At 67.0% G+C, this 24500-nt stretch carries 21 protein-coding genes and 1 pseudogene; 11 read left to right on the top strand and 11 right to left on the bottom strand.

The genetic code is table 11. The features are described 5' to 3' along the window. Positions 1-24: 24 nt before the first annotated feature. On the bottom strand, positions 25-1377 hold the full coding sequence (locus ABIB29_RS00160; RefSeq protein WP_354168910.1) for a glycoside hydrolase family 32 protein: 1353 nt from the start codon (positions 1375-1377) through the stop codon (positions 25-27). A 75-nt stretch (positions 1378-1452) separates the two neighbouring features. Between ABIB29_RS00160 and ABIB29_RS00155 the strand changes: the two genes are divergently transcribed. Continuing rightward, positions 1453-2454 carry a phosphatase PAP2 family protein gene (locus ABIB29_RS00155; RefSeq protein WP_502915526.1) on the top strand — a complete coding sequence of 334 codons (1002 nt, stop codon included), beginning with the start codon at positions 1453-1455 and terminating at the stop codon, positions 2452-2454. On the opposite strand, the gene ABIB29_RS00150 is transcribed toward ABIB29_RS00155, so the two are convergent. Further along, entirely contained in the window at positions 2396-3625 is a 1230-nt protein-coding gene (locus tag ABIB29_RS00150) for a hypothetical protein (RefSeq protein ID WP_354168907.1), read from the bottom strand. The two genes, ABIB29_RS00155 and ABIB29_RS00150, sit on opposite strands and share 59 nt — an antisense overlap. Before the next feature lie 296 nt (positions 3626-3921). Beyond that, positions 3922-4893, bottom strand: coding sequence for a LacI family DNA-binding transcriptional regulator (locus ABIB29_RS00145; RefSeq protein ID WP_354168904.1), 972 nt, complete (start codon positions 4891-4893; stop codon positions 3922-3924). Between the two features lie 298 nt (positions 4894-5191). On the opposite strand from ABIB29_RS00145, the gene ABIB29_RS00140 reads away from it, so the two are divergent. The 6 genes and pseudogenes from ABIB29_RS00140 to ABIB29_RS00115 all read left to right on the top strand — a co-directional run. Next, positions 5192-6472 carry a M20 family metallo-hydrolase gene (locus ABIB29_RS00140; protein ID WP_354168902.1) on the top strand — a complete coding sequence of 427 codons (1281 nt, stop codon included), beginning with the start codon at positions 5192-5194 and terminating at the stop codon, positions 6470-6472. Positions 6473-6554: 82 nt separating this feature from the next. Next, positions 6555-7301: a DUF5058 family protein gene (locus ABIB29_RS00135; RefSeq protein WP_354168899.1), complete on the top strand. Its 747-nt coding sequence runs from the start codon at positions 6555-6557 to the stop codon at positions 7299-7301. Between the two features lie 44 nt (positions 7302-7345). Beyond that, complete coding sequence (locus ABIB29_RS00130) at positions 7346-8071, top strand: hypothetical protein (RefSeq protein WP_354168896.1); 726 nt, start codon at positions 7346-7348, stop codon at positions 8069-8071. An 88-nt stretch (positions 8072-8159) separates the two neighbouring features. Continuing rightward, positions 8160-9404 (top strand): amidohydrolase, encoded by a 1245-nt coding sequence (locus ABIB29_RS00125; protein WP_354168893.1) that lies wholly within the window; start codon positions 8160-8162, stop codon positions 9402-9404. After that, positions 9401-10876 (top strand): amidase, encoded by a 1476-nt coding sequence (locus ABIB29_RS00120; protein ID WP_354168891.1) that lies wholly within the window; start codon positions 9401-9403, stop codon positions 10874-10876. Before ABIB29_RS00125 ends, ABIB29_RS00120 begins: the two co-directional genes overlap by 4 nt. 43 nt (positions 10877-10919) lie before the next feature. Next, positions 10920-11117: pseudogene (locus tag ABIB29_RS00115) on the top strand (phosphatase PAP2 family protein); the annotation flags it as partial. Positions 11118-11252: 135 nt separating this feature from the next. On the opposite strand, the gene ABIB29_RS00110 reads toward ABIB29_RS00115, so the two are convergent. Beyond that, on the bottom strand, positions 11253-11762 hold the full coding sequence (locus tag ABIB29_RS00110) for a hypothetical protein (protein ID WP_354168888.1): 510 nt from the start codon (positions 11760-11762) through the stop codon (positions 11253-11255). 340 nt (positions 11763-12102) lie between these two features. Here ABIB29_RS00110 and ABIB29_RS00105 point away from each other — a divergent pair, with 340 nt between their 5' ends. After that, entirely contained in the window at positions 12103-13338 is a 1236-nt protein-coding gene (locus ABIB29_RS00105; protein WP_354168885.1) for an aminotransferase class I/II-fold pyridoxal phosphate-dependent enzyme, read from the top strand. 43 nt (positions 13339-13381) lie between these two features. Here the strand turns inward: ABIB29_RS00105 and ABIB29_RS00100 are convergent, their stop codons facing one another. The 3 genes from ABIB29_RS00100 to ABIB29_RS00090 form a co-directional block, all read right to left on the bottom strand. Next, positions 13382-13732, bottom strand: coding sequence for a cytoplasmic protein (locus tag ABIB29_RS00100; RefSeq protein WP_354168883.1), 351 nt, complete (start codon positions 13730-13732; stop codon positions 13382-13384). Positions 13733-13806: 74 nt separating this feature from the next. Beyond that, complete coding sequence (locus ABIB29_RS00095; RefSeq protein WP_354168880.1) at positions 13807-15021, bottom strand: MFS transporter; 1215 nt, start codon at positions 15019-15021, stop codon at positions 13807-13809. Between the two features lie 537 nt (positions 15022-15558). Beyond that, the gene (locus ABIB29_RS00090) at positions 15559-16293 is read right to left on the bottom strand and encodes a GAF and ANTAR domain-containing protein (RefSeq protein ID WP_354168877.1); all 735 of its coding nucleotides are present in this window, start codon (positions 16291-16293) and stop codon (positions 15559-15561) included. Positions 16294-16409: 116 nt separating this feature from the next. Between ABIB29_RS00090 and ABIB29_RS00085 the strand changes: the two genes are divergently transcribed. Both ABIB29_RS00085 and ABIB29_RS00080 read left to right on the top strand, forming a co-directional pair. Continuing rightward, positions 16410-16706, top strand: a complete 297-nt coding sequence (locus ABIB29_RS00085) for a PqqD family protein (RefSeq protein WP_354168874.1) — start codon at positions 16410-16412, stop codon at positions 16704-16706. Then, the gene (locus ABIB29_RS00080; RefSeq protein ID WP_354168871.1) at positions 16706-17602 is read left to right on the top strand and encodes a nucleotidyltransferase family protein; all 897 of its coding nucleotides are present in this window, start codon (positions 16706-16708) and stop codon (positions 17600-17602) included. The genes ABIB29_RS00085 and ABIB29_RS00080 overlap by 1 nt, the downstream gene beginning before the upstream one ends. A 9-nt stretch (positions 17603-17611) precedes the next feature. Here the strand turns inward: ABIB29_RS00080 and ABIB29_RS00075 are convergent, their stop codons facing one another. The 3 genes from ABIB29_RS00075 to ABIB29_RS00065 all read right to left on the bottom strand — a co-directional run bounded on the left by ABIB29_RS00075 (position 17612) and on the right by ABIB29_RS00065 (position 21463). Beyond that, positions 17612-18832 (bottom strand): MinD/ParA family ATP-binding protein, encoded by a 1221-nt coding sequence (locus tag ABIB29_RS00075; RefSeq protein ID WP_502915525.1) that lies wholly within the window; start codon positions 18830-18832, stop codon positions 17612-17614. A gap of 241 nt (positions 18833-19073) precedes the next feature. Further along, entirely contained in the window at positions 19074-19691 is a 618-nt protein-coding gene (locus ABIB29_RS00070; RefSeq protein WP_502915524.1) for a LysM peptidoglycan-binding domain-containing protein, read from the bottom strand. Positions 19692-20647: 956 nt separating this feature from the next. Continuing rightward, positions 20648-21463, bottom strand: a complete 816-nt coding sequence (locus ABIB29_RS00065) for an MBL fold metallo-hydrolase (protein ID WP_354168862.1) — start codon at positions 21461-21463, stop codon at positions 20648-20650. A 468-nt stretch (positions 21464-21931) separates the two neighbouring features. Between ABIB29_RS00065 and ABIB29_RS00060 the strand changes: the two genes are divergently transcribed. Continuing rightward, positions 21932-23236: an SGNH/GDSL hydrolase family protein gene (locus ABIB29_RS00060; RefSeq protein WP_354170239.1), complete on the top strand. Its 1305-nt coding sequence runs from the start codon at positions 21932-21934 to the stop codon at positions 23234-23236. 1 nt (position 23237) lies between these two features. Here the strand turns inward: ABIB29_RS00060 and ABIB29_RS00055 are convergent, their stop codons facing one another. Further along, positions 23238-24341, bottom strand: a complete 1104-nt coding sequence (locus ABIB29_RS00055) for an acyltransferase family protein (RefSeq protein ID WP_354168859.1) — start codon at positions 24339-24341, stop codon at positions 23238-23240. Positions 24342-24500 lie beyond the last annotated feature (159 nt).

Genomic DNA, 24500 nt, shown 5'->3' with positions numbered 1-24500 from the left:
ATCCGCCGGCGGGAAAGCCGTCGTCTACCGGACCGTTTCCGGCCCCTCCGGGTGCCGGAGTTCCCAGACGTCCGCCGCGGCGCCGTGCGGCAGCTCGAGCTGCCATTCCTCGCCCGGGCCGGGGTAGGCGCGCAGCGTCGTGGGCACGGAGCCGTGGCGGTAGACCTCCACGATCGAGGCGTCAATGAAGATCCGCAGTTCGTCGCCGCCCGCCACGGCGTCGGCGAACACGGTCCGCCGCCGCTCCGCCGAGACGAGGACCAGCCGGAGGGTGCCCTCTCCCCCGGCCACCCGGACCTCCGCCGCGGCCGGCAGGGGCACGGTTCCCGCCGCGCCGTGGTGCAGCCGGGCGCCGCGGTACGCACGGAGTTCGGGGGCAGGCTCGACGGCGAGGACTTCGCCGTGCACGGACAGCTGGCGCGGGAACGTCAGGATCCCGGCCCAGCCGGCGTCGTCCGTGTCCGCCTGGCTGCGTCCGGGCCGGTCCTCGCGGTCCTCCGCCTCACCGGACCAGCCCCAGAGCAGCGCCCGGTCCGGCAGGGAGAGGAGCTGCGGGCCGTAGAAGTCCCGGCCCAGGTCGGCTTTCCCGCCCGACGCCGGCGTGAACACCGGCAGCCCGGCGGGGTCCGGCGCCAGCGAGCCGAGGAGGTAGCCGACGCCGTTGGGGTGGTCGTGGTGGTCGGCCGCGAGCCACAGCGAGGCCATCAGCACCCAGGTCTCCGCACCGGAGGAATCCGGGACCCGGACCAGCTGCGGGCATTCCCAGATTTCCGCGGGCAGGTGCCGGGCCGCGAGCGGGTCCTCCGAGCTGAACCAGATCCCCTCGTACCTCCAGTGGCGGAGGTCCTCCACGCTGTAGAGCAGCACGGCGGCGTGGCCGGAGGCGAGCCCGGCGCCCTGGAGGGCGAAGCGGCGGCCCTGGAAAGTGAAGAGGAACGGGTCGCGGACGGCGGTGACCTGCGGGTCGGGGGGCACCTCTGCCGCGACGTGCCCGTCCTGGGTCCAGCTGCGCAGGGCCTCATCCGCGCGGGCCAGGACCACGCGGGAGTGGCCGCCCACGGTGTCGACGCCGGAGTACACGGCGGTGGGGACGCCGCCGTCGTCGGTCACCACACCGGACCAGCAGCCCAGCGCGTCCGGCCCGCCGGGCTGGGGCCGGAGCGCCACCGGCTCCTCGTCCCAGTGGACCAGGTCGGGGGAACTCAGGTGCCCCCAGCAGATGCTGTGGTGCCGCGCCGAGTCCGGGTTGTACTGGAAAAACACGTGGTAGCGGCCGTCCACGTAGCTCAGGCCGTTGGGGTCGTTGATCCAGCCGTGCGCGGGCCGCGGGTGGAAGCGGGGGAAGGCTGGGTCCGGATGCGGCGTGGCGGTGTCCATGGCCAAAACACTACCCGTGCGCCGCAGCGGGGTGCCCTCAGAAAGTTCGCAGGGTTCTGTGGGAACCTGAGATGGATGATTTTTCGGCAGGAACACACCAGTATGCAGCCGGCTTCGGCGTACCCGCAGCCGGCGTCCCCGCGCGCCGCGGGCACCCGCCCGGGCACCCGCGAGAGCAGCCGCGAGGGCACCCCGGCGGAGCCCGCCGGCCGCCAGGGCTGGGGAACCGGGTTCCTGTTCTTCCTGGCCACCCTCGCCAGCATGGCGGCGCTGGCCGCGACCTACTACTTCTTCGTCCGCACCACCACGGGCCAGTTCATCGACGAATCGGCCCTCGTGGAGGCGGTCGAAACCCACGGCACCGCCGGCAAAGCCGCCAACAGGCTCCTCGACTCGCTGCCCGCGCTGTCCCTGCTGATCTCCGCGGTGGTGGTCCTGATCGTCACCGTCGTGAAGCGGCGCTGGACCGCGGCGGGGATCGCCGTGGCGGCCTGCGTGGGCGCCAACGTGGCCACCCAGATCCTGAAGGACATTGTCCCGGACCGGCCCTACCGCGGGATCGAGACCCTGGAGCTGAACTCGCTGCCCTCCGGCCACACCACCCTGGCGGCCTCGGCCGCGGCCGCGGTGTTCCTGATGGTCTCCCCGCGCTGGCGCCCGCTCGTCGGTTTTCTGGGCGGCAGCTTCGCCGTCGCCACCGGGGTGTCCACGCTGATCAACCAGTGGCACCGGCCCGCCGACGTCGTCGCCGCTTTCCTCGTGGTGGCGGTGTTTATGCTCCCGGCTGGCTGGCTGATCATCCGCAAGGGTCCGCGCTGGAACGTCTGGGACGGCTACGGGCGGCACTGGGCTTCCTCCCGGCTGTGGCTGGCGCTGCCGCTGATTGCCGGGCTCCTCGCAGCCGCCGTGGCCGCCTTTTCACTGCTCAGCGTCGCCGCCACGGGCCTCGCAGGCAGCACCACCCACTATTTCTGGGCCGGGACCGCGCTGATCGTCATCGCCGGCTACCTCGCCACCGTCACCGGCGTGTGGCTGTTCGGGCATGCGGCACGACGGCGGAGCGCGTCCCGCCGCTGAGCGCCGTCCGTTTCACCAGCAGGTACGGGATCCACAACAGCGCCGGAGACACGGCGGTCAACCCCAATAGGGCCAGGGCCACCTGCTCGGCCGCGGGCATGACCTCGAGGGTGTTCACCACGCCGGTGAAGGAGATGACCAGCAGCAGAAGCCAGCAGCCCAGCGCGTGATACCAGCGCAGGCCGTGGCGCAGCGGCAGGAAAAACAGCGCAGCGGCCGGCAGGATCACGCCGACCCCGAGCGGCCAGCTGCCCGCGGGCAGCGTCCCGTCGTTCACCAGATGCAGGAGAAGGTAGCTGGACCCCAAGGCGTACATGGTGGCAAACCAGGCACCCCTGAGCCAGTCCCTGGCCGTGGGTTTCAGGCGGGCGGCCCGCAGCGCAGGGTCCCGCTGTTCCGCCTGTTCCTGGAGCTGTCTGGTGTGCCCGGACCAGAGATGGTCCAGCGGAACCACGTTCTCCAGCCAGCCGCCCGCCTCCGGAAAGGGAATGACCTCCCCGGTCGTCTTGAAGTACTCGAGCCGGGCCTCATCGCTGAGGTATTTCTCGTCCTGCCAGACGAGGAACCTGGAGGTGTAGCCCAGCTCCACGCCGCGCTTCCGGAGCTCCGCGATCCAGGTGTCCACACCGGGGTCCTGATGGGAGGTGAACGGGATGCTGGTGATCTGTCGCCGCCCATCCTGGTGGAACAGGACATGGAGGACCGGTGCCGTCTCGGTGATCGTGCGGGGGCCGTTTCCCATGGGGATCATGCGGTTCACGCGGACCATGCGGCGCACGATCCGGTAGGAGGCCACCACCCCGGTCACAGAGTCGAAGGGAATCGTCCGGCGCACCGGGAAGTCTGCGCCCAGGGTGTTCCACTCCGTCGTCTCGATCCCGGCCTGGCGCAGCTCAAAGCGCGAGCGGTGCCGCGAGCGCCAGGCCATGTTCCGCACCGCAGCCACCGTCTTTACCAGAAGCCAAACCCCGCCGGCAACCATCACCAGCAGGAACAGCAGCCAGGGGTTCCAGAACATCAGCATCAGCAGGATGGGGACTCCGATGGCGATAGCGATAATCACCGCGACGAAGAACAAAGCGACGACGGCGGCGACCTGCCAGAACAGGTCGGCTGCTTTCTCTTGCTGAACGTGGATGGCCGGGCTGCCGGCCACAGAGGTCTCCGGCACGGGGTGGGGGTGGGGGCCAGATGTCACGACGAATGTGCTCGCTTTCCGTTACAGAGGTGTCCTGCCGCAGGGCATGGCATTGCCACGGCCGGCCTGATCTTGGCAGGCTATCCGCACCTGGAGTGAGCCTGCGGGACCTCCACCACCGGCGGCGAGCCGTGGAAGGAAGGACACCGCGGCCGGCTTCTGGTTCGGCACCCGGACTTGGGCCACCACTACGTTCACCACAGACCCCACAGCGGCATCAAAGGCCGCTCACCCATCGGGCGCATTCACGACGTCAGTGGGAATTTCAACTAGTCAGCCACCGTCGTCGCCCGCGGCACCAGGACCGGCGGGAGCAGCGTTGAGCTCGCCGTTTTGCCGCCGATCCCCTGCAGCAGGGCCTCGACGCTGAGCCGGCCCATGGCCTTCAGGTCCGAACGCACTGACGTGAGCGGGACGGGCAGGTTGGCGGCCAGGATGAGGTCGTTGTAGCCGATGAGCGCTACATCTTCTCGCAGCCTTTTTCCGGCGGCCCGGATGGCACCCATCGCACCAAGGGCGGTGAGGTCGTCCACGGCAAAGATCGCCGTGGGCGGCTCGGGCAGTGCCAGCAGCTGCGCTCCGGCCACGCGACCGGCAGCCGTGCCGAATCCGGTGCTCACCACATACGGGTCCTCCACCGGATAGCCCGCGGCTTCGAACGCACGCCGGAAGCCCTGGGACCGTTCCCGTCCGGTGCTCGCCAGCAGGTCCCCGGCGATGATGCCGACCCGCTTGTGACCCAACTCCAAAAGGTGCTGCGCGGCCAGTCTGCCGCCAAGCTCGTCGTCGGTCGCCACGGACAGATGACCCTCCAGCCGGCGCATCACGAGCACATAGGGGACGCCGCGGCTCTGCAGCTCGTAGCCGGCCGTGTCACCGATGTGCGAATCCCCAATAATCACCCCGTCCATCCGCCGGGACAGCATGGCATCGAGCCGGGCCCGGCGCTGCTCGGGGTCGTCGTAGGTGTTCGCTACCACGGTGCTGTAGCCGGCCGACTCCGCAGTCGCGTCAATGCTCTCGTAGATCGTGGCGAGCGCCAGATCGGTCAGGCGGGGAACCAATACGCCAATCAGTCGTGAATTTCCGGTCCGGAGCCCGGCGGCGCCCAGATTGCGGTGGTAACCGAGCATGGCAGCGAGCTCGCGCACGCGCCGGACGGTCTCGGTGCTGATCCCCGCGGGGTCGTCGCTGAGCGCCCGGGAGGCGGTGGAGACATGCACCTGGGCGTGACGGGCCACCGTGGCCAGCGTGACGGGCTTGGAGCGCCCGGGTGCGGGTGAATCGGCGATGGTAGTGCCCCCTTCGAGTGTTCCCTGAAGTCTAGAGCCATCCGGTTGAAATCAATGCAAAGGTTTGCGCCATTTCACCAGACCAGCATGATCATCCAAATATTAATCGGGAAGAAACCTTGACGAAACAGCAGGATTCTAGTGTGATGTACGTAACTCTTCCCTCCGCTCCGTCCTGCAACCGGCGCAGCGCAATCGATTGCACTAACCGTCGCATGTCCGGACCGATGCTCGACGAAGGAGCCCGATGCTCGACCTCACCGTTCAGAGCCAGGAAGCCGCCGACCGACTCGGTGACGGCATCCTGGAACTGGCCAAGTACCGGGAAACGGCCCGGCCCGGCTGGACCAGGGAGGTGTTCAGCGAGGCGTACCGGGAGTCCCGGCAGTGGGTTTCCGGACGGATGGCTGCCGCGGGGCTGGAGGTCCAGGTGGACTCCGCCGGCAATATCGTCGGCCGGCTCGCCGGCACAGACCCCAAGGCCCCGGCGCTGGTGACCGGTTCACACACGGACACGGTCGACGGCGGCGGCCGTTTCGACGGCGTCGTGGGGGTGCTCGGCGCGCTGGAAGCCGTGCAGCTGCTTCGGGAATCCGGGCAACGGCTCAGCCGCGACCTTCTGGTGGTGGACTTCCTCGGCGAGGAATCCAATGCCTTCGGCCTCAGCTGTCTGGGCAGCAGGGCCATCGCCGGCGAACTAACCCCCGCCGACTTTGACCGGCAGGATTACCGCGGCGCCAGCCTCGGCCAGGCGTACCGGGACTTCGGGCTCGATCCCGCGGCCGTGCTCCAGACACGCTGGGCCCGCACCGCACCGCTCCATGCCTTCATCGAGCTGCACATCGAACAGGGCCCCACGCTGGAACAGCGCCAGCTGCCGCTGGGCATCGTCACCGCGATCACCGGGATCGAGCGGCTCGTCGCAACCTTCACGGGGAGCCCCGACCACGCCGGCACCCGGCCGATGAATGATCGAAAGGACGCCATGGTCGCCGCGGCCGAAGCGGTGCTCTCGGTCCGCCGCGAAGGCTGCGGAGCCCCCAACCACGGGGTCGCCACCACCACCCGCATCGAATCCGAGTCGCGGTCGCCCAACGTGGTCCCGTCCCTCGTCCGGATGACCAGCGAAGTCCGGAGCGTCGACACCGCCTGGCTCAGCGGGGTCCGCGGCCGCCTGGCCGAGGAGATCCTGGCCAACGCCCGGAATCTGGGGGTCGACGTCGAGTTCGACTGGACCACCGACAACACCGTGGTTCACGCCCACCCCCGTATCCACGACGTCGCCGCCGCGGCCGCCGACGCCATCGGCATTCCGTGGATGCCCATCCCCAGCGGGGCCACCCACGACGCCGTTCACATGGCGGCGCTGGCGCCGATGGGCATGATTTTTGTCCCCTCCAGGGCTGGCAAGAGCCACTGCCCGGAGGAATGGACCGATTTCGCGGACATTGCCACCGGCGTCGGCGCCCTGGCGCAGACGCTGACCCTGCTCGACCGCACCGAGCCGTCCCCCGCAGACCTGACCTGACCTGACCTGACCTGAGCTTCATTCACCCAGCAGCACGCCATTCCCTTATCCGCTCGCATCCTCATCCAGCATCGGAGCATCCATGACTACTGCAGAAACTCCCGGGGCCTCCACGGACATCCTCTCGATCGCCAACATCCCCGTCCTGTGGGTTCTGGCCATCGGTGTCTTCGGGGCCATCATTCTCCAATCCGTCATCTACATGCGCGCCGCCAGGAAGGCCGGGCCGGCTGCTGACATTTCCCAGACCGAGTTGAAACAAGCATTCCGTGCCGGGGGCGTGGCGGCGATCGGCCCGTCCCTCGCCGTCGTGCTGGTCAGCATTGCGCTGATGACACTGTTCGGGACGCCCGCGGTGCTGGTGCGGATCGGCCTGGTGGGTTCCGCAGCCACAGAATCCGCATCGGCGAGCCTCGCCGCCACCACCATGGGGGCAACGCTCGGCGGCCCGGGTTACAACCAGGGCGTCTTTGCGGTGGCGTTCATGGCGATGAGCATGTCCGGTGCCATGTGGATGATTTCGACGTTGATCCTCACCCCGATCCTCCGGCGCGGTGATTCGAAACTGCGCAGGGTCAACCCGGCCCTGATGGCGATCGTTCCCGCGGCGGCCCTGATTGGGGCGTTCGCCAGCCTTGGCATCGCGGAGCTCGGCAAGACCCCCGTGCATATCATCACGGTCATCGTGTCCGCCCTGGTCATGGGCATCTGCCTCGCGCTGGCCAAGAAGTTCGACGTCGCGTGGCTCCGGGAATGGGGACTCGGGATCTCGATCCTGGTTGGCCTGTTCGTCGCCTACGCCGCCCACACGTCCGGCATGGCTGCCTAGGCAGCGAATTCCAGCCATCTCCCGTCTCGAAAGGATTGATTTTCATGACTGCTCTCGCTACTGATGCCTCACGCGCCGCGACCCTCCTTGAATTCGACCGCACCACCTCCCGCTGGGGCCAGATCACCATGGGCTCCGCGCTCATCCTCTCGCTCGCGGCTCCGCTCTACCTGGTCCTCTTCGGCGATCTGGGCATCACCTCCGGCCAGGTCTGGACGGCCTTCTTCGCCGTCGCGGCCGCGTTCTTCGTGTTGTGGTTTGTCGAGCCCATCACCTACTACCCGGTCCTCGGCCCGGCCGCGATGTACCAGGCCTTTATGATCGGCAACATCGCCAACAAGCTGCTCCCGTCGGCCCTCGTGGCCCAAGCAACCATTGGCGCCAAGGCAGGCACCAAACGCGGCGAGTTTGCGGCCCTCATGGCCATCTGCGGAGCCGCGATGGTGCACGTGTTCTCGATGCTGCTGTTCGTCGGTGTGCTCGGCACCTGGCTGGTCAGCGTCATCCCGGCCGGCGTCGTCGACGTCGCCCGGCTTTACATCTTCCCCAGCATCATCGGCGCGGTTCTGGTCCAGCTCGTCGTCACCATGAAGCAGCCCCGGGTGACGGTTATCGCCGTCCTCGTCGCCGTCGTCGTCCTCTTCGTCTTGGTCCCCGCCGTCCCGGCGCTCGCCAAGCCGGCCACCGGGATCGTGGTCCTGCTGACGGCGGCCCTGGCGTGGTTCCTGCGGCCCCGCAAGCACGCGCCCGCCGCCACCCTCGTGAACTAGGCGCATCTGCACCCAGCGAACCAGGGCCGCTGAACCAAGCCCACAGAGCGCCCCGAACCGAACTCCGAACTCTTCCGGAAGGAACACCATGACCACCAGCACTGCCTTGTTTGAACTCACCGACACCCGCCGGGCCGAAATGCACGAGCTTTACCGCCACCTTCACACCCATCCTGAACTCTCCATGCAGGAGACCAACACAGCGGCGTTCATCCAGCAAAAGCTCGACGTGCTGGGCCTGGACACGTTTATCTGCGGCGGCACCGGCGTCGTGGGGATCCTGCGCAACGGGACTGGACCCGTCGTGGGCTACCGCGCGGACACCGACGGCCTGCCGATGAAGGAAGACACCGGCCTGGAGTTCGCCAGCACCGCCACGGGCACGCTCGCGGACGGCACGGCCGTCCCGGTGATGCACGGCTGCGGCCACGACACCCACATGACCGTCGCCCTGACGGCCGCCCAACTGCTGAGCGAAAACCTAGACGCGTGGTCCGGGACCGTGGTCTTCATCTTCCAGCCCGGCGAGGAAACCGCCGCCGGGGCCAAGGCCATGATCGAAAACGGGCTCTGGGACAAGGCCCCGAAGCCGGAAATTATCTACGGGCAGCATGTCTGGCCGGGCCTGTCCGGGACAGTCAACATCAGCAGCGGTACGGCCATGGCCATGGCCGACTCCTGGAAGATCACCGTCCACGGCCGCCAGGCGCACGGCTCCCAGCCGGAACAGTCCATCGACCCGATCGTCCTCGGCGCCCACATGGTGGTGCGGCTGCAGACCATCGTCTCCCGCGAGGTCCACCCGATGAAGTCCGCCGTGGTGACCGTGGGCACCTTCCATGCCGGGCTGAAGGAAAACATCATCCCGGCCACGGCTGAATTCTCCGTCAATGTCCGGACGTTCGACGTCGACGTCCGCACCCGCGTGCTCGATTCCCTGCGACGCATACTGCACGCCGAAGCGGATGCCTCCGGAGCCCCCGCCCCCGAGATCGAGGAAATCTCCAGCTTCCCGCGGTGCTACAACGACCCCGCCTCCGCTGACTCCCTGATCAGCGAGTTCCAGGCCGCCCTCGGCGAGGACTGCGTCAACGTGGTCCCGCCGGTGATGGGCAGCGAGGACTTCGGGCTCCTCGCCGAGGTGCTGGAGGTACCGTCCGTGTACTGGATGTTCGGTGCCTACACGCAGGAAAGGCTCGACGCCGAGACTCCCCTTCCCGGGAACCACTCTCCGTACTTCGCACCGGACATCGAGCCGACCCTGAGCACGGGCCTCCGCGCCGCCTTGACCTCCCTGCTCTCCCGGGTGGGCCGGTCCGGGGCCGCGCTATGACCGAGGCGGCGGCCCGGTCCGGGACCGGCCCGGCCACACGCCCAGCGGCCTTCGCGGCCGCCGACGGCATCAGCGCGCTGTCCGCCACGGAGCTGACCGCGGCCATCCGGCGTCGGGACATCTCCGCACGGGAGGCCCTCGATGCGCACTTCGCCCGGATCGACGCCGTGAACGGACAGCTCAACGCCGTGGTGACCGAGGACCGCGAGGGTGCTGCGGCGCTGGCCGCGGCCGCCGACGCGCTCACCGCCTCCGGGGCGGAGCTCCCGCCGCTCCATGGCCTGCCCATGACGCACAAGGACACCAACAACACCAAGGGCCTGCGGACCACGCAGGGCTCGGTCATCTTCCGGGATTTTGTGCCGGACTTTGATGACCTCATCATCGCCAGGTTCAAGGCGGCCGGGGTGGTCACCACCGGCAAGACCAACGTGCCGGAGTTCGCGGCGGGCTCGCACACCTTCAACGACGTCTTCGGCACCACCGTCAACCCCTACGACACGGCTAAGAGCGCCGGCGGCAGCAGCGGCGGCGCGGCCGCCGCCATCGCGGCCCGTATCCAGCCGCTCGGTGACGGCAGCGATATGGGCGGCTCGCTGCGGATCCCGGCGTCGTTCTGCAACGTGGTGGGGTTCCGGCCGTCGGTGGGCGTGATCCCGGTGGCGCCGACCCGCAACGCGTGGGCCTGGCTCGCCCGGACCGGCACCATGGCCCGCGACGTGGAAGACATTGCCCTGGCCATGGCGGCCGTGGCCGGGCCGGACGCCGCCGTGCCCTACGCCGCTCCGGTGGCGGCCGGGCGATTCACCGAACCGCTGCGGCGCGACCTGACCGGCCTGCGGATTGGCTGGTCGCCGGACTTCGGCCTGGGCGTGCCGGTGGAGAAGGAGGTGCTGCGCGTCCTGGAAAGCCAGCTGCGGATCTTCGAGGATCTCGGCGCCACCGTGGAGGAAGCCGCGCCGGACCTGCGGGACGCGGATGAAGTGTTCGGCACCACCCGGGCGTTCGATTTTGCCCTGGCCCTGGGTGAGCTGGTGGCCAAGCACCTGGACGTGGTCAAGCCCGAGGTGCGCTGGAACGTGGACAGGGGCCGGGCACTCAGCGGCCAGGACCTGGTCTCCGCAGCCCTCGCCCGGACCCGGCTGGACACCAGCGTGCGGCGCTTCTTCGGCCGGTATGACGTGTTCGCCAGCCCCACCGCGCAGTTGCTGCCCTTTGAGGCGTCCCTGCGGTACCCGACGTCCATCAACGGCGTCGAGTTCGAGACTTACCTGGACTGGATGCGCTCGGCCTGCCTGATCTCCGCGACCGGCATCCCTGCCATCTCGGTCCCGGCAGGGTTCAGCGACGGCGGCCTGCCGGTGGGGCTGCAGCTGGCCATGAACCACGGGCAGGATTTCGAGCTGCTCCAGGTGGCCTACGGCTTCGAGCAGGCCACCGGCCACGCGAGGCGGGAGCCGGCGGTGGGGTGAAGGGACGGCGGGGATCGCCGTGGCGGCACGCGTGGGCGCCAACCTCGCCACCGGGGTGTCCACGCTGATCAACCAGTGGCACCGGCCCGCCGACGTCGTCGCCGCCCTCCTCGTCGTGGCCGTGTTTATGCTCCCGGCGGGCTGGCTGATCATCCGCAACGGTCCGCTCCGGAACGTCTGGGACGGCTACGGCCAGCACTGGGCTTTTTCCGAGCACACCCCGCCGCTCACCGGAGCAGCCTAAAACGGCCCCGCACGCCAGCGCGTGCGGGGCCGTTCTTTGTTCAGTTTGGCGCAACCGGAGGTCCTCATCTTTGAGTCAAAGACCCCAGCGCGCTAGCACGTTCACCCACCCGTCGTCCCCGGAGGTGTAAACCTAGAGGGCGGCTAGTTCTGCGCAGATGTCTCTCTGCGTACCAGAGGTACTCGTCACTGTAGAAACACCGGTGGCATCGTTGCTGAACGTGACGCGACCGGTATAGAGGACGGTGGAGGGTCCGGGTTCATCCGTTGGGAAAAGGACAAACAAGTTCTTCCCCGTCAGCTGGAAATCAGCTGTGCCGTCCGGGTAGCTGGTAATCTTCGTGACTGATCCGTTGGTGGGAAACGTCACTGACTTATCTGTTCCGGCCTTGCCGACTGTCAGGACTGTGCCGTGTCCGCCAATAATGGTGTAGGTGACACCGTCCTTATCCCGGAGCAACCTCACCGCCTGGTTACCGCCAGTGCCCGAAATGGTGATGGCGAAGCCGTCGCAGCCAGGGTATTCCAACACGGGCTCCGCGGCGAAGGCAGATTGCGGTGCTGCGAGCGTGAGGGCAGCTAACAGGGCTGCTGCCGGGGCGAACCGGCGGGGCGTCTTTCCAAACATGAGTTTCTCCTCCATTTTTTACGTCGAAACGCATCACCCTTCCGGGCGGAGACCATGCGCGGCAAATAGTCACGGGCGAACCCTGACGGCGGCACTCCTGCCGCCCCACGTAGGGCCGGTTTTGTCGGATGCACCGGCGCACTCGCCCGACCGTACTAAGCCCCCCTTGGCTTCCGCCCGAGTAGCGGGTACTCGTAACTCGCCCCGCGGGTACCCGCTCCCGGTTGAGGACCGCCACCCGACCCCGGACCCGTTTACATCCGGCCCGCCGAGGGCCACAATTAGTCCCGCACAGCCACTGGCCCCGCAGCGCCGGACCCACCCCGGTCAAGCCGCCACGTCTTGAGGGAGTGTCATGAGCTCTGATTCTCCGGTTTCACCGGGAACTTCACCGAGCGTTTCACGGCGCGCCACCACCCTCGCGTCCGTCCCGTCGCAACAGCGGATCAACACCTTCCTCCGCGACTCCGTCTACGCCCGGCGCCAGCACGTGCCGGGGATCTGCGACCTGGCCCTGGGCAACCCGCACCAGATGCCGCAGGCCGCCTACGTCGAGGCCCTGGCGGACGCGTTGACGCCCCGGAATGAGCGCTGGTTTGCCTACAAGACCAACGAACCGGAAGCGCAGGCCGCGGCGGCGGCGTCCCTGCAGCGCCTGCTGGGCATGCCCTTCGAGCCGGCGGACATCCACCTCACCACGGGCGGCTTCACCGCGCTTCCGCTGGCGCTGAAGGCCGTCGCCGATCCCGGCGACGAGGTCATCTTCACCCTGCCGCCCTGGTTCTTCTACGAACCGCTCGTGCTCGAGGCCGGGCTGGTGCCGGTCAAGATCCGCTGCGAGCCCGAGACGTTCGACGTCGATCTGGCGGCGCTGGGGGCGGCCATCACCCCGCGGACCCGGGTGGTGATCGTCAACACGCCCAACAATCCGACCGGCCGGATCTACCCGCCGTCGCTGCTGAAGGACCTGGCCGCCATGCTGGAAGGGGCCTCGCGCAGCAACGGGCGGCGGGTCTACCTGCTCTCCGACGAGCCGTACAACCGGATCGTCTACGACGGCGCCCGGTTCCACAGCCCCGCCGAATATTATCCATACACCCTCCTGGCCTACTCGTACGGCAAGACCCATCTGGCGCCCGGGCAGCGGATCGGCTACCTGGCGCTGCCGCCCACCATGCCGGACCGCGGCCCGCTGCGGGAGGCGATCAGCGCCCTGCAGATGGCGATGGGCTGGATCTACCCCAACGCCCTGCTGCAGTATGCGCTGCCGCGGCTGGAACAGTTCTCGATCGACGTCGGGCAGCTGCAACGCAAACGCGACCTGATGGTGGAGGCGCTGGCCGGCATGGGGTACCAGGTCACGCGGCCGGAGGGGGCGTTCTACCTGTTCGTCCGCACCCCGGCCGACGACGACGAGCAGTTCACCTCCGCCCTCGCGGACCAGGACGTCTTCGTGCTGCCCGGCACCCTGTTCGAGACCCCGGGCTATTTCCGGATCTCGCTCACCGCGTCCGAGGACATGATCCAGCGGGCCCTGCCGGTCTTCGCGGCGGCGATCCAGCGCTCGGGCGGGGCTCTGCCGCAGGGCTGACAGGGCGGGCATGCAAGCTCGTTCGGCTGCGCCACGGGATGTTCTACGATCCGGTGGGCCCCAGATGATCACCCCTCTCACGGGACGAACCCGGAGCGGCTTCCTTGAGCTCCACAAAAAAAGCGTGGGTGTCCGTCTCCCCGATGTTTTCTCCGGAATGGTCCTGGGCCGGCACCCACCGGGCCACGCCGGCCGGCAACTCCACCTCAAGGGTCTTACCGTTCGAGGAAAGCCGGCGCCGGAAGGCGCTGGTCGTAAGCATCACAGTGTCGGGATGATGGTGCTCCGTTGTCGTGTGACCGGGGCCGTCCGTGTACTCGAGCACACGCACCCGATCGTTCTCAAATACCACCCGGTAATTCTCCGGATTCGTCTCAACAGGATCCTTTGCCATGGGCGGAATCTACGCTGGCACGGTCTACTGCGCCAGAGGGCAGTTGGTTCCGGTGCATGCGTGGACCGGACCCGTCAGTAGTTGCGCCGGTGCTTCAGCCTGGGAATGGTGACGGCGAAGACCAAGGCGGCAGCGAAGCCCAGCGCCCCGGTGGCGGCCACCCCCGCCCCGAGAGAGGCCACGGCGGTCACACCGGAGAGCAGCACCGGGCCGCCGGTGGCCCCGGCGTCGGCCATGAACCGCCAGATGCCCAGGAACTGGCCGCGGCCGTTGTCGGGTGAAAAGTCGGCCCCCAGCGTCATGTTCAGGCCCGAGCTGATGCCGTTGCCGAACCCGATCAGCAGGGCCGCGAGCAGCAGCCCCACGAAGCCGGTGCTGAGCGGGATCAGCAGCATGGCCGTGCCCATGATGAGGGTCGACGGGATGGCCACCCACTGCCGGCCCTTGCGGTCCATCAGCTTCCCGGCCGGATAGAACACCAGCATGTCGATCGCGCCGGAGAGCCCGTAGATCAGCGAGGCCTGCGTCGCGTCCATCCCGAGGTGCTCGGCCCACAGCGGGATCACCACCTGCCGGGACGCGCGCAGCGCACTGAGCAGCAGCACCCCCATGCCCACGCTCAGGAACACCCCCGCGTGGGAGACGGCGACGCTGCGCAGCGTCGCCTGCTGGACGGGGACGCCGTCGTCCGCCGCGGGCTTGGCCACAAGGTCCGGGATGCGCACGGATACGACGGCGGCCGCGGCCATCGCGGCGACGCCCACCCAGTAGGCGCCGGTGATGCCGACGAACTGCATCGCGGCGGCGCCGATAAACGGCCCGATGAAAATGCCGATCCGGTTGACGCCACCGAGCGTGGACAGGGCCCGGGCCCGGAGGATCACCGGCACCGCTTCGGTCAGGTACTTCTGCCGGGCCAGGCTGAAGACGCTCGAGGCCATGCCGACCACCAGCATCGCCGCGGCGAGCAGCCAGAGCCCTCCCGAGACCAGCGGGGCCAGGGCCGCGGCGGAGAGGGCGACGGCGCTGGCCGCCGCGGCGCCGACGATCGCCCAGCGTTCGCCGAACTTCAGGGTGATGAGCGAGGCGGGCAGGTTGAAGAACCAGGAGCCCAGGCCGATCAGGGTGACCACCAGGGCGGCGACGGCCACCGACGCGCCAAGGCCACGGGCGGACAGCGCCACCACGGGCAAAATGGCGCCCTCGCCGATGCTGAACAGCAGGGCCGGGCCGAACGCGGGGACGGCGATGCTGCGGAAGCTGAAGGGTGCGGTGTTTGTGGTGGTCATCCCCTTCATCCTAGGACGGGCACCCGCATCAGCCCGCAAGCACTCGTGGTCAGCGAGAAACTCGGGTCTTCCAGCTCCCTGGGGCTGGATCACCCGAGTTGTCGGACCTAGAACTGACGGGTTAGAGCGAGGTAAACAACCGTGAACGTTATGGCAGCGAGGACAGCCAGCCCAGAAAGTTGCGCCAATCGCCAAGCCCGTCGCCGCGAGGAACCCAGTTCCTCACGTGCATACATGTCGTTGCTAGTGCTCATTTTGATCTCCCCAGACTCAGCGTCACAGCCTTCCCCGGCTGCGCAGGTATGTCACCCACGCGACCAAGCGTGCAAGATTGGGAATACGCGGGGACAGAGTGGTGAGTACCTGTCTTCGTCTCACCGACTACTTGCTTCGTTTATTAGGACGGCTCCAGCGGAAGGCTCCGCGTCCGGGCCAGGTCGGCTCCGCCGGAGACAGGGCGGCGCCCGCAACCTTGGCGACGAAGCCGACCCCGTCGGCGCCGATGAAAAGCCGATCCGGCTGGACGCGCCAGGCCGCTCAGGCGTCGAAGTGCGTGCGGACTTCCGCTGCGGTGAGGTTCCGGAGCACGTCCGCGGCGACGTCGCGGAGCTTCTGGTTCCGGTTGCTGGACACCCGGGTGAGGATGCCCATGGCTTCCTCCTGGGAGCAGCGGTTCTGGGCCATCACCACGCCGCAGGCCAGGTCGATCGAGGTGCGGTGCTCCATGGCGGCCTTCAGGTCCTCGGCCCGGGACTGGGCGGTCCCGATCCGGACGGCCAGGCGGAGGGAACGTTCCGCGAGGTCGGCGAATCCGGAGGCTTCGGCAATGATGTCCTCGGTGAACATATCGGTCTTGGCGCCGAAGAAGTTCAGGGCCGCGGCCGCGTCCTTGCCGATTTCCAGGGGAACGCCGAGGGTGCTGCGGACGCCCTGGGCGGCGAGCTCCCGCTGGTACGCGGGCCAGCGCGGGTCGGTGTGGACGTCCGCCAGCAGGACCACGGAGCGAGTCCGCAGGGCCTCGATACACGGGCCTTCACCGAGGCTTTGCTCGATGCGGTCCAGGACGACGGCTCGGGGGCTGCTTCCGGCCACGGTGGCAGTCTTCTTCCGGCGCTGCAGCGTCACGCCGCATTCGATTTCAGCGCCGGCGGCGTTGCTCAGCGTGGACGCCGCGAATTCAGCGAGGCGGCCGAGGAAGTCCTCGACGTTTTCCGTCCCCATCAGGAGGTCCTGCAGTTGCAGGGCGGCTTCATCCCCGAGGTTGTTGGTCATTCCTAAACCTTAGCCGGTCCCGGCCGCGAAACAACGTGCGTGCTGCGCGGTAGCATGAAGCTTTGAGAGGGCCCCGCGTGATGATCTGCGGCTCCTCTGGTACCGGTGGAGGTCTCATGACGGAACAGGTGTGGCGCGTCAGTGACTGCGTTGCCTGCGTCCAAAGTCCCGACGGCGGCCGCGTCGCCGTCCTGCACCTGCAGCAGGACGTGCCGGTCATTCTGGTGGGTACGGCCGCGTCCGTCTGGAACGGGCTGGACGGGACCAGAACCGAGGCCGAGCTCATCGAGGACCTTGCCCGCGACTACGGAACTGATGCCGCCGCGATCAACGGGGACGTGATGGACCTGATCCGCAGTCTGAGCAACAGCGGAATGATTACCCTGTCGTCCCGCGGCACGGCGGTCAGCTGATGGCCGCTGCAGAGACCCTGCACCAGGAGGAAGCCGTCCTCCTGGCCACGGCCCTCGTGGACTACGTGGCGGCATCCGCCGGGCTCCAAGCGCTGTTCATCAAAGGTCCCGGGGCCACTATGATGGGGCTGCGCGAGAACCATGTCTCTGCGGACGTGGATGTCCTGGTCCGCCCGGATGACCTGGACAAAATGGTGGAACTGCTGGGCGGACGGGGCTGGCTCGAACGGCCGTCCGGCGTGTCAGTCGTCCGCCGTTACTCGCACTCCAGGACTCTGTACCATCCGCAATGGAACTGTGATATCGATGTGCATGACAGATTCCCCGGGATGGAAGCCCCACCAGACGGCGCGTTCTACACGCTCTGGCGCGACAGACAACTCCTGGTCATGGCGACCAGGAGCGTGCCCGTTCCTTCCATCCCTGCAGCGGTGATTTTCCAGGCGCTGCACAGTCTTCGGGCCATGGACGATGCACGCCATCAACGTGAGTACTCAGGGCTGCTCCAGTGGGTGGATGCCTCCAAGCACCGGGACATCGTGGATCTCAGCGTCGAGCTGCAGGCGACGGCGGCGCTGAAACCTCTCCTTAGCGACCTGGGCATAGCAGATCTGCCGGACCGGCAGGGAACTGTCAGCGAGGAGTGGCGGCACCGCACTTCCGTTCAAGGAACCGGGACGGCCCACCTAGTCGCTCTCCTGGAAAGTCCCTGGCGAGCCAAACCGCGTTTGCTCACTCAAACGGTCTTCCCATCGCGGCAGACCTTACGCCACGAGGACCTTCATATGGACGAATCCCTCTCGGGGCTCTCCAGGGCCTACATTGCCCGTTGGCGCCGCATACTGGTCAGCCTTCCAGCAGCAGCCTGGAAGATCCGAGCGTCACGCGGCCGATAGCGGTCCGCCCTAGACGTACCCGTCCACGATCGCGGCGGCGATCTCCCGGTAAGCGCGACGGGTATCCGGACGCAGCACATCCAGGGTAACCAGGTCACCGTCGGCCACGCCCCGGTCGTGCGGCACGGCAATCAGCTGGCGGCAGATCCCGGCCAAGTGGTCCTCGATCGCGTCCTTGTCCACCCGCGAGGACACCTCGTCCTTGTCGGTGATGACCACGATCGCTTTGCGAGCCAGTTCCTCGTAGCCGTGGCTGGCGAGCCACTGCAGCGTGCTACGGGCACGCTTGGCGCCGCTGACGGCATAGCCCGCCGCGATGATGAGGTTGTCCGCGGACTGCAGGATGCCGCTCATGGCGTTATGCGTGACGCCGGTGCCGCAGTCGGTGAGGGCCACCGAGTAGTAGCCGGAGATGAGCTTGCGGATCCGCAGATATTCCTCGGCAGTCAGCGAATCCGAGACCTCAGGATCCTGTTCCCCGGCAATCAGGTGCAACCGGCCGGCATGGTGCATGTACCGGGCCAGCGCGGTGAGCGAATCGATGGAGTCGACATTCTTGAGCAGGTCCGTGATGGTGCGGGGGCTCTGCTGCTGGTAGATGCCCTCGCCGAGTGCGCGCTCCACTAGGTCGCCGGAGTCCGGGTTCGCGTCGATCGCGCAGGGCGGGTCGCCGCGGAACTCTGCCAGGGTCAGTCCGACGCCTACCGTCGTGGACGTCTTGCCGATGCCGCCCTTAAGGCTCAGCACTGCGGTGTTGTAACTGCCCTGAAGCTGGCGGGAGATGCGCCGGGCGAGTTCGTCTTCCTCGCGCTGCCGGGCGCTGGGTCCCAAGTTCAGACCGCCGCCGGTCATCTTGTAGAGGGCGCCGCGGAAACCTCCGACCGGGCGGGGTTTCTGTTCGCGGACAAAGAGCCCGGGCGAGCTGATGAAGTCTGGGGCGGGGGCGGCGAGGGCTGCTGCGCGGCTTTCAGACCGGCTGGACCGGACCGGCATCGGCGGCACAGACGGCGCGGTCTCGGGCGCGGCGGGCACGGCCGCCCTCGATGGAGGAAGCACGCCCGAGTTGTCGGTAGATGCATCCAGTGAAACCGACGTGATGGGAGCGCTGTCCTGCGGAGCACGGCTAGGCGCCGCAGGTGCGTCGGCCGCGGCGGCCGCCTCGGCCCAGGAGCCGCTGCGGACTGTACGCGCCGGCGGGCTGTCGACATCGTCGGGCGTGATGGTAGGCATGGTTCCTGTCCGGGGGTCGGAGTCATCGCCGCGTCGGCGGTCACGCCGCCGCCGGAGTTCGGGCTGTTCTGCCTCCTCGGTAGTGTAGGCAGTGTCGTTGTTCACCGGATCGGGCATGTTGGTCCCCCCTGGGACTCACAGCGCAGACCGCTGCGGTGCTCGTTTGAATTGGTTCAACCGCAATTCTAGGCGCAGACGCATTGGCACGCGGACAGGCAAGCCTTCGCACGTATCGATCCGGCTAGTTCAGCGCTATCAGCAGCATCCGGTTCGTGCCGGGAATGCAGGTCTGCAGAATCGCCCGGGGGAAGCCCCCGAAGACGGCAGAGACGGCGTTGGTTGTAGCCCCCTGGGCAACCTGCCCGCGGCCGGTCGCGGTGTAAGTGCCGTAGCCGGAGATGACCACGGTTTCGCCGACGCCGACCCCCGAGAATCGCGCCCACCCTCCGCAGAAGTCGTGTTCGGTGATGAACAGCGAATAGGCATCAGTGGGCGTGAAGTGGATGGGGCCGATGCACCGGTCCACCATGGCCTGGCCGCCCGCGCCCGCCACGAAAACGGTGCGCACAGCTGGAGCGACCGCCGCGGTTAACGCCGGGGCGGCGGGAACCGGGGCGGCAAGGGCCGGCACGGGAACGGGAACGGGAACGGGAACGGGGGGACCCGACAGTTTCAGTGTCTGGCCCGGGTAGATGAGGCTGTAAGCGCCCAGCCCGTTGGCTGCCAGCATGTCGTAGACGTTGACGCCGAACCGTGACGCGATGGCGCCGACAGTGTCTCCGGCAACCACGAGGTACCGGTTGGAATCTGCATCGACTCCGGGCGCCTCCGGAGGAGCTGCCCGTGACGGCTCAGCCACCCCGCCGCCTGCCTCAAAGGGAGCGGCTGGTGGAGGCACAGCAGCTGAAACCGGGATGGCAGGGGGCTCGGACGATGACTCCTGAACAGCCGGCGACGACGTGTCCGAAGCTGCAAGGCTCTGGCGGGCTGTGGTAGAAACGCCGGCAGGCGGTTGAGGCGCAAGGGAGGCCGCCAGAACGCAGGCGAGCAGCAAAGACCCCGCGGTGATCAGTGATTTGGCGACTTGCGTCGTCCTGCGGTTGCCCCGGAAATCGTACTCGTTCGGAACCATCTGCATCAGCCCGCTTCATGACCAGAGCCAACCGGTCCTGGCCTTGCGCCGAACTCAAAACTTCAAGGTGGCTGCACTCTCCAAGATGCGGTGGCAGACACCCCGAACCCGGCGGAAACCCCGGGCAGTTCCGGACTTAGGCTGAGCGTATGAAGCGGAAACGCTTTTCACACGCGTACCCGCTACCCAAGTTTTTTCGGCCAAGCCACGTGGGTGCCCAGTGGTCTACGCGGTTGCTGTGCCGGGCTTAGCGCCACTGCTGCTAGCGGGGTGTCAGGGCCAAAACGACGACGATCACTGTTACCAGCGCGAGGAGCGCAAGGCCCACATACGCCCACCACTTGGGGCGGTTGCGGTGGGGGTTGATGTCGATGTAAGGCACAACTAGGGTACCTGTCGTTGAAGGACGGAAGCTTGCCGTGCGCGTTGGAGGCGAAGAATCACGTAGAAAACCGCGGAGAGAAGCACCAGGCTTCCCAACAAAATGCACAGGGCGAACATATAGCCGGGCAGAGTCACAGGTGAGACCTCCTGGGAACAGCGTCATCGTTGACGCGCCTTGGGATCCCCATCCCCCGGGCGAGCTGAGCGCTAGCGGGTTTGGACCCCGGTTGCGGATACTCCACGAGGTTACTCACGGGTTACCCTCGTTGTCCATGCGACGCGCCCAAGTCCTCCGCGGCTCAGTGGTGCGCCCGAGTCTCCTGCAGGCGCTTGATGAACCAACGGGACTGCTCCGGCCCATAGGGCAGGATCGGGATGGCCTTGGTGGCGTCATCCGGGGTCTCCCGTGTCGCCTGGGTGGCCTGACGCACCGCCGTGGTCATCGTGTTGGCCATGGTCTTAACGAACTGGTCGCTGCAGGGCTCGCCGTGCCCGGGAATCAGGAATTCGTACCGGTGGCGGAGGGCCGAGACATGCCGAAGGACGTCCGCCCACTGTTCGGGATATGAATCCTCGAAGGACGGATGCGAGCCCTGCTCCACCAGATCGCCGGTGTACAGGGTCGTGGCGGTGCCCACGAGGAGGTCGCCGTCGGTGTGCCCGTGGCCCAGGTAGAAGAGCGTGACGGCCTGGCCGCCGAGGTCCAGCAGGACAGGCTGGTCCTTAACGACGGCGTTCGGGACCACCAGTTCCACGTTGCCGCCCTCGCCGGCTGCCATCTCCGGCTCATCGGCCCCGACGGAGCGGCGCTGGCTGTCGCCGTTCTCCTCGATCTCTGCGGCGCAGTTCTCGTGCGCCCAGAACTCGGTCACTCCGGCCTCGGCGAACACCGCGTTGCCAAAAAAGTGGTCATAGTGGGCGTGGGTGTTGACCACCACAAGCGGCAACCGGGTCCTTTCCCGCACGGCCTCAAGGATCTCGCGGCCCTGCCGGGGTCCGCTGCCGGTATCGATCACCAGCGCGCGTTCGGAGCCGATCACAAGCCCGGTGTTGAGCAGGGAACCTTGGGTGGTCAGGACGTAGTTGTCCGGGCCAATCTCGAGCCATCGTGACATTAAGAATCTCCGTATTCCGGCATTTTTTTCCCGGCGTCGTTGGTGCGATGTTCTGCCCTCGATTGTACCCGCGGGAGCTGGCCGGAAGCTGGAAGCGGGCACCCCGAGGGAGCCCTTTCCTCCTGCGCGGTGTTCGCCTCATTCTGGTCTTCCACCAGTACACCGTCCTACGTGTCTGGAACGTGCAGGCCGTAGCGCAGCAAGCCACCGGCGGCTCACATCCCACACGTAGTTAACGGATGGGAGCCTAAGCTCGGTGCTGTTGCGGACGGCCATGTTCCTGATTTCTGGGTCAACAATCCCGGCGCAGGCTTGCCACCAGCGCTCAGTGGTTGTCCTCAATAATCTCTTTCTCGGACCCCATTAAACCTACTCACCCGACGAAAGCGCGGCGGTGGTTATTTTGCGGCAAAACGCGTCCTTGCGGCACTTTCTGCCACCTTTGAGCCGAAGGGCTCAACCGCAGGGATAGTAGCCGGATCGTTCGGCAAGGTACTCGTCCTGGGTACGTCAATCGCCAACGCCACCGGGGCAACCACCGTAGCGAAGGGTTACGCAACCCTGCTCGCGGCGAAGACCAGCGCACTCCTGCAAAGCCTCACCATCACATCCGTCCCGGCAGGCGTAAACGGCAACACGTCGGGGCAAATGTACGTGAGGCTCCAGGGGCAAATGGAAACCCACCGACCCGCCTACGTCTTCATCGAAACGTCGATCAACGACACCCGCGACGACCTCGCCATCACCCCGGACCACACCGTGGAAAACATGCGCGCCGCCGTGTCCATGGTTCGCATGTTCGGGGCAACCCCGATCGTGGGCACGTCCGCGCCGATCTTCTGGCAGACATTCGGCGCACCTTACAGTGCCCAGTCCGTCACCGAACAGGGTCAGGCTAACACGCTTGTGAAAGCCGCAATGGCCGAGCTTGGTGTGCAGGTTGTGGACTTGTTCGCCGCCTTCCAGGGTGAACCGCAGAACCTCACTGACGGCATCCACCCGAACGACACCGGATACGACCAGTGGGCGACCAACATTGCCCGCGCCATCGCCGGACGCACCCTCATCACCTACACCCCGCCCGTGCAGCCCTACTCTGCGGACACGTTCAGCCGGGGAGACAGTGCAAACCTGGGGAACGCCGAAACCGGTGGGCAGGCGTGGACCACCGCCAACCCGACGTACTGGAACATTGTTCTCAACAAGCTCGTCTCCACCAGTGCCGCCGGCGGCATCGCACCCAACGACTGCCTCGTCAACACCGGGCAGGCAAACGGCACGGTCAAGATCACGCGGTCGTCCAACCCGACCAGCTCCGGCCTCGCGTTCCGTGTGTCGGCGGACAACTCCACCGGCTACCTGATCTACCGCAGCAGCGGCAACTACCTGCCCGCCAAGCGGACGACCGCGGTTGCTTACACTACGCTTGTCACCTCCTCCGGGATCACCCCGACAGCCGACGACGTCGTCAGCGTCATCCTCAACGGGTCAACATCAAGGCGAGCATCAACGGCGTGCAGTTCGCTGACATCACCGATGCCAGCAACACCGGCACCCGTCAGGGCGCATGGACAAACCTTGGCGTGCCGTCCGAGTTCGACAACTTCGAGCACATGCCGCTCTAAGCGATGCGCTCGAAGTCCAGTCGGGAGCAGTCGTCGTCGCAGTAGACGCCGGCACGGCGCGGCGTCACCAGCCGGTACGCCGTGGACGAGTCGAAACCAGCCAAGCCGTAAACGGTCAATCGGAAGAGCCCCCATGCGTGAAGTATAGGTCACGGTGCTGGTTCGAGGACGGCGTCCCTACGGGGCCGGGACCGGCCGCGGAGTCGGATTTCAAGGGGACGCTCGAAGAATTCGTAGAGTGCTGCGGAGAGCCCCACTGCGATGGCGATCAGGACAACAGTCGATACCCCGGCCAGCGCGGGTGCCATTCCATCGACCATCGGCTCAGCGAGCTTGAATAGCATGAAGTGCACTAGGTACAGCGCGAACGACCACTGCCCAAGCTTGACCATGGGCAGGGAACCTATGAAGCTCTGGCGCGCACCCGATGCGTCCGCATGGGCGGAGGCAGCTATGAGGGCCGCGAACGCCGGGATCATCAGGAGGTCGGGGATGAACTCGGGGACGTCGACCGGGCTACCGCCCGCCAGGAACACGACGAGCATCAGCCCGGCATAGGACCCCACAGTGAGCGCGACTGCATGCCCAACCCGGAAAGCCGGCCGCCATCCACGGCGCAGGGCCAGGGCCAGACACATCCCGATAATGAACTCCCCGATCCGGTAGGCGGGCATCGTGTACAGCAGGAAGTGGAGCCCCTGCCCGCGTGCCGCAATGGCGACAGTTCCACCACCAATGACCATGGCCGCGAAAATGCCCAGCGCCAGAGTCACTAGCCGCCCCCGCTTTTCGATCCACAAAATTAGTGCGGGGAACATCAGGTAGAAGAAGGCCTCGCAGGCCAGCGACCACGATACAAGATTGAACGCAAACCGGGTATCACCCGGGAGCCACGCTTGCGTTAGGGTCAGGACCAGCGGGAGCGCCGACCACATGATGGTTCCGCCCGTGAGAAGCAGGACCGGAACGGCTATTGCCGTGGTGAGGGCGTGCGCCGGCCAAATCCTGGCGAAGCGTCGCTGGTAGAAGCTGCGTACGGAGTTCCCTGGCCGCCAAGACCACGTCAGCAGGAACCCTGACAGGATGAAGAAGAACGCCACCGCTGTGTGTCCGAACCCGGCAACCGGAACCAGCCATCCGTTCGGGTCGAGAATCTTCCATGCGTGATAGAGGACGACCAGCAGCGCCGCGAAGAAACGGAAGCCGGTGAGGCTGGCAAGGTTCGGGCGGCGCGCCGCAGCGGCAGTTGACATGGTCGTTCCCCCAGAGATTTTGACGCGAGACTGCCCCCATTATAAGGGGCCAATAAGACCGGATAAGTGCCCCGGCGCGGCCGTGACAGGTCTCGTGGCCGCGACGTCCGCCAACCCCCATCGACATTCGTATTCAAATGACATGAGAGCCACCGTGGA

The organism is Arthrobacter sp. UYEF36, from assembly GCF_040547025.1.
In the GTDB taxonomy this organism is placed as follows: domain Bacteria; phylum Actinomycetota; class Actinomycetes; order Actinomycetales; family Micrococcaceae; genus Arthrobacter.
The sequence above is the reverse complement of the archived record's forward strand: the minus strand, read 5'-3'. Positions and strand labels throughout refer to the sequence as shown.

Excerpts from the sequence above, each read along its gene's own strand:
- ABIB29_RS00100 (WP_354168883.1), bottom strand. The coding sequence starts at position 13,732 with ATGGCAAAGGATCCTGTTGAGACGAATCCGGAGAATTACCGGGTGGTA.
- ABIB29_RS00090 (WP_354168877.1), bottom strand. The coding sequence starts at position 16,293 with ATGACCAACAACCTCGGGGATGAAGCCGCCCTGCAACTGCAGGACCTC.
- ABIB29_RS00110 (WP_354168888.1), bottom strand. The coding sequence starts at position 11,762 with ATGGAGGAGAAACTCATGTTTGGAAAGACGCCCCGCCGGTTCGCCCCG.
- ABIB29_RS00095 (WP_354168880.1), bottom strand. The coding sequence starts at position 15,021 with ATGACCACCACAAACACCGCACCCTTCAGCTTCCGCAGCATCGCCGTC.
- ABIB29_RS00155 (WP_502915526.1), top strand. The coding sequence starts at position 1,453 with ATGATTTTTCGGCAGGAACACACCAGTATGCAGCCGGCTTCGGCGTAC.
- ABIB29_RS00120 (WP_354168891.1), top strand. The coding sequence starts at position 9,401 with ATGACCGAGGCGGCGGCCCGGTCCGGGACCGGCCCGGCCACACGCCCA.
- ABIB29_RS00085 (WP_354168874.1), top strand. The coding sequence starts at position 16,410 with ATGACGGAACAGGTGTGGCGCGTCAGTGACTGCGTTGCCTGCGTCCAA.
- ABIB29_RS00125 (WP_354168893.1), top strand. The coding sequence starts at position 8,160 with ATGACCACCAGCACTGCCTTGTTTGAACTCACCGACACCCGCCGGGCC.
- ABIB29_RS00055 (WP_354168859.1), bottom strand. The coding sequence starts at position 24,341 with ATGTCAACTGCCGCTGCGGCGCGCCGCCCGAACCTTGCCAGCCTCACC.
- ABIB29_RS00080 (WP_354168871.1), top strand. The coding sequence starts at position 16,706 with ATGGCCGCTGCAGAGACCCTGCACCAGGAGGAAGCCGTCCTCCTGGCC.
- ABIB29_RS00160 (WP_354168910.1), bottom strand. The coding sequence starts at position 1,377 with ATGGACACCGCCACGCCGCATCCGGACCCAGCCTTCCCCCGCTTCCAC.
- ABIB29_RS00105 (WP_354168885.1), top strand. The coding sequence starts at position 12,103 with ATGAGCTCTGATTCTCCGGTTTCACCGGGAACTTCACCGAGCGTTTCA.
- ABIB29_RS00130 (WP_354168896.1), top strand. The coding sequence starts at position 7,346 with ATGACTGCTCTCGCTACTGATGCCTCACGCGCCGCGACCCTCCTTGAA.
- ABIB29_RS00075 (WP_502915525.1), bottom strand. The coding sequence starts at position 18,832 with ATGCCTACCATCACGCCCGACGATGTCGACAGCCCGCCGGCGCGTACA.
- ABIB29_RS00140 (WP_354168902.1), top strand. The coding sequence starts at position 5,192 with ATGCTCGACCTCACCGTTCAGAGCCAGGAAGCCGCCGACCGACTCGGT.
- ABIB29_RS00135 (WP_354168899.1), top strand. The coding sequence starts at position 6,555 with ATGACTACTGCAGAAACTCCCGGGGCCTCCACGGACATCCTCTCGATC.
- ABIB29_RS00065 (WP_354168862.1), bottom strand. The coding sequence starts at position 21,463 with ATGTCACGATGGCTCGAGATTGGCCCGGACAACTACGTCCTGACCACC.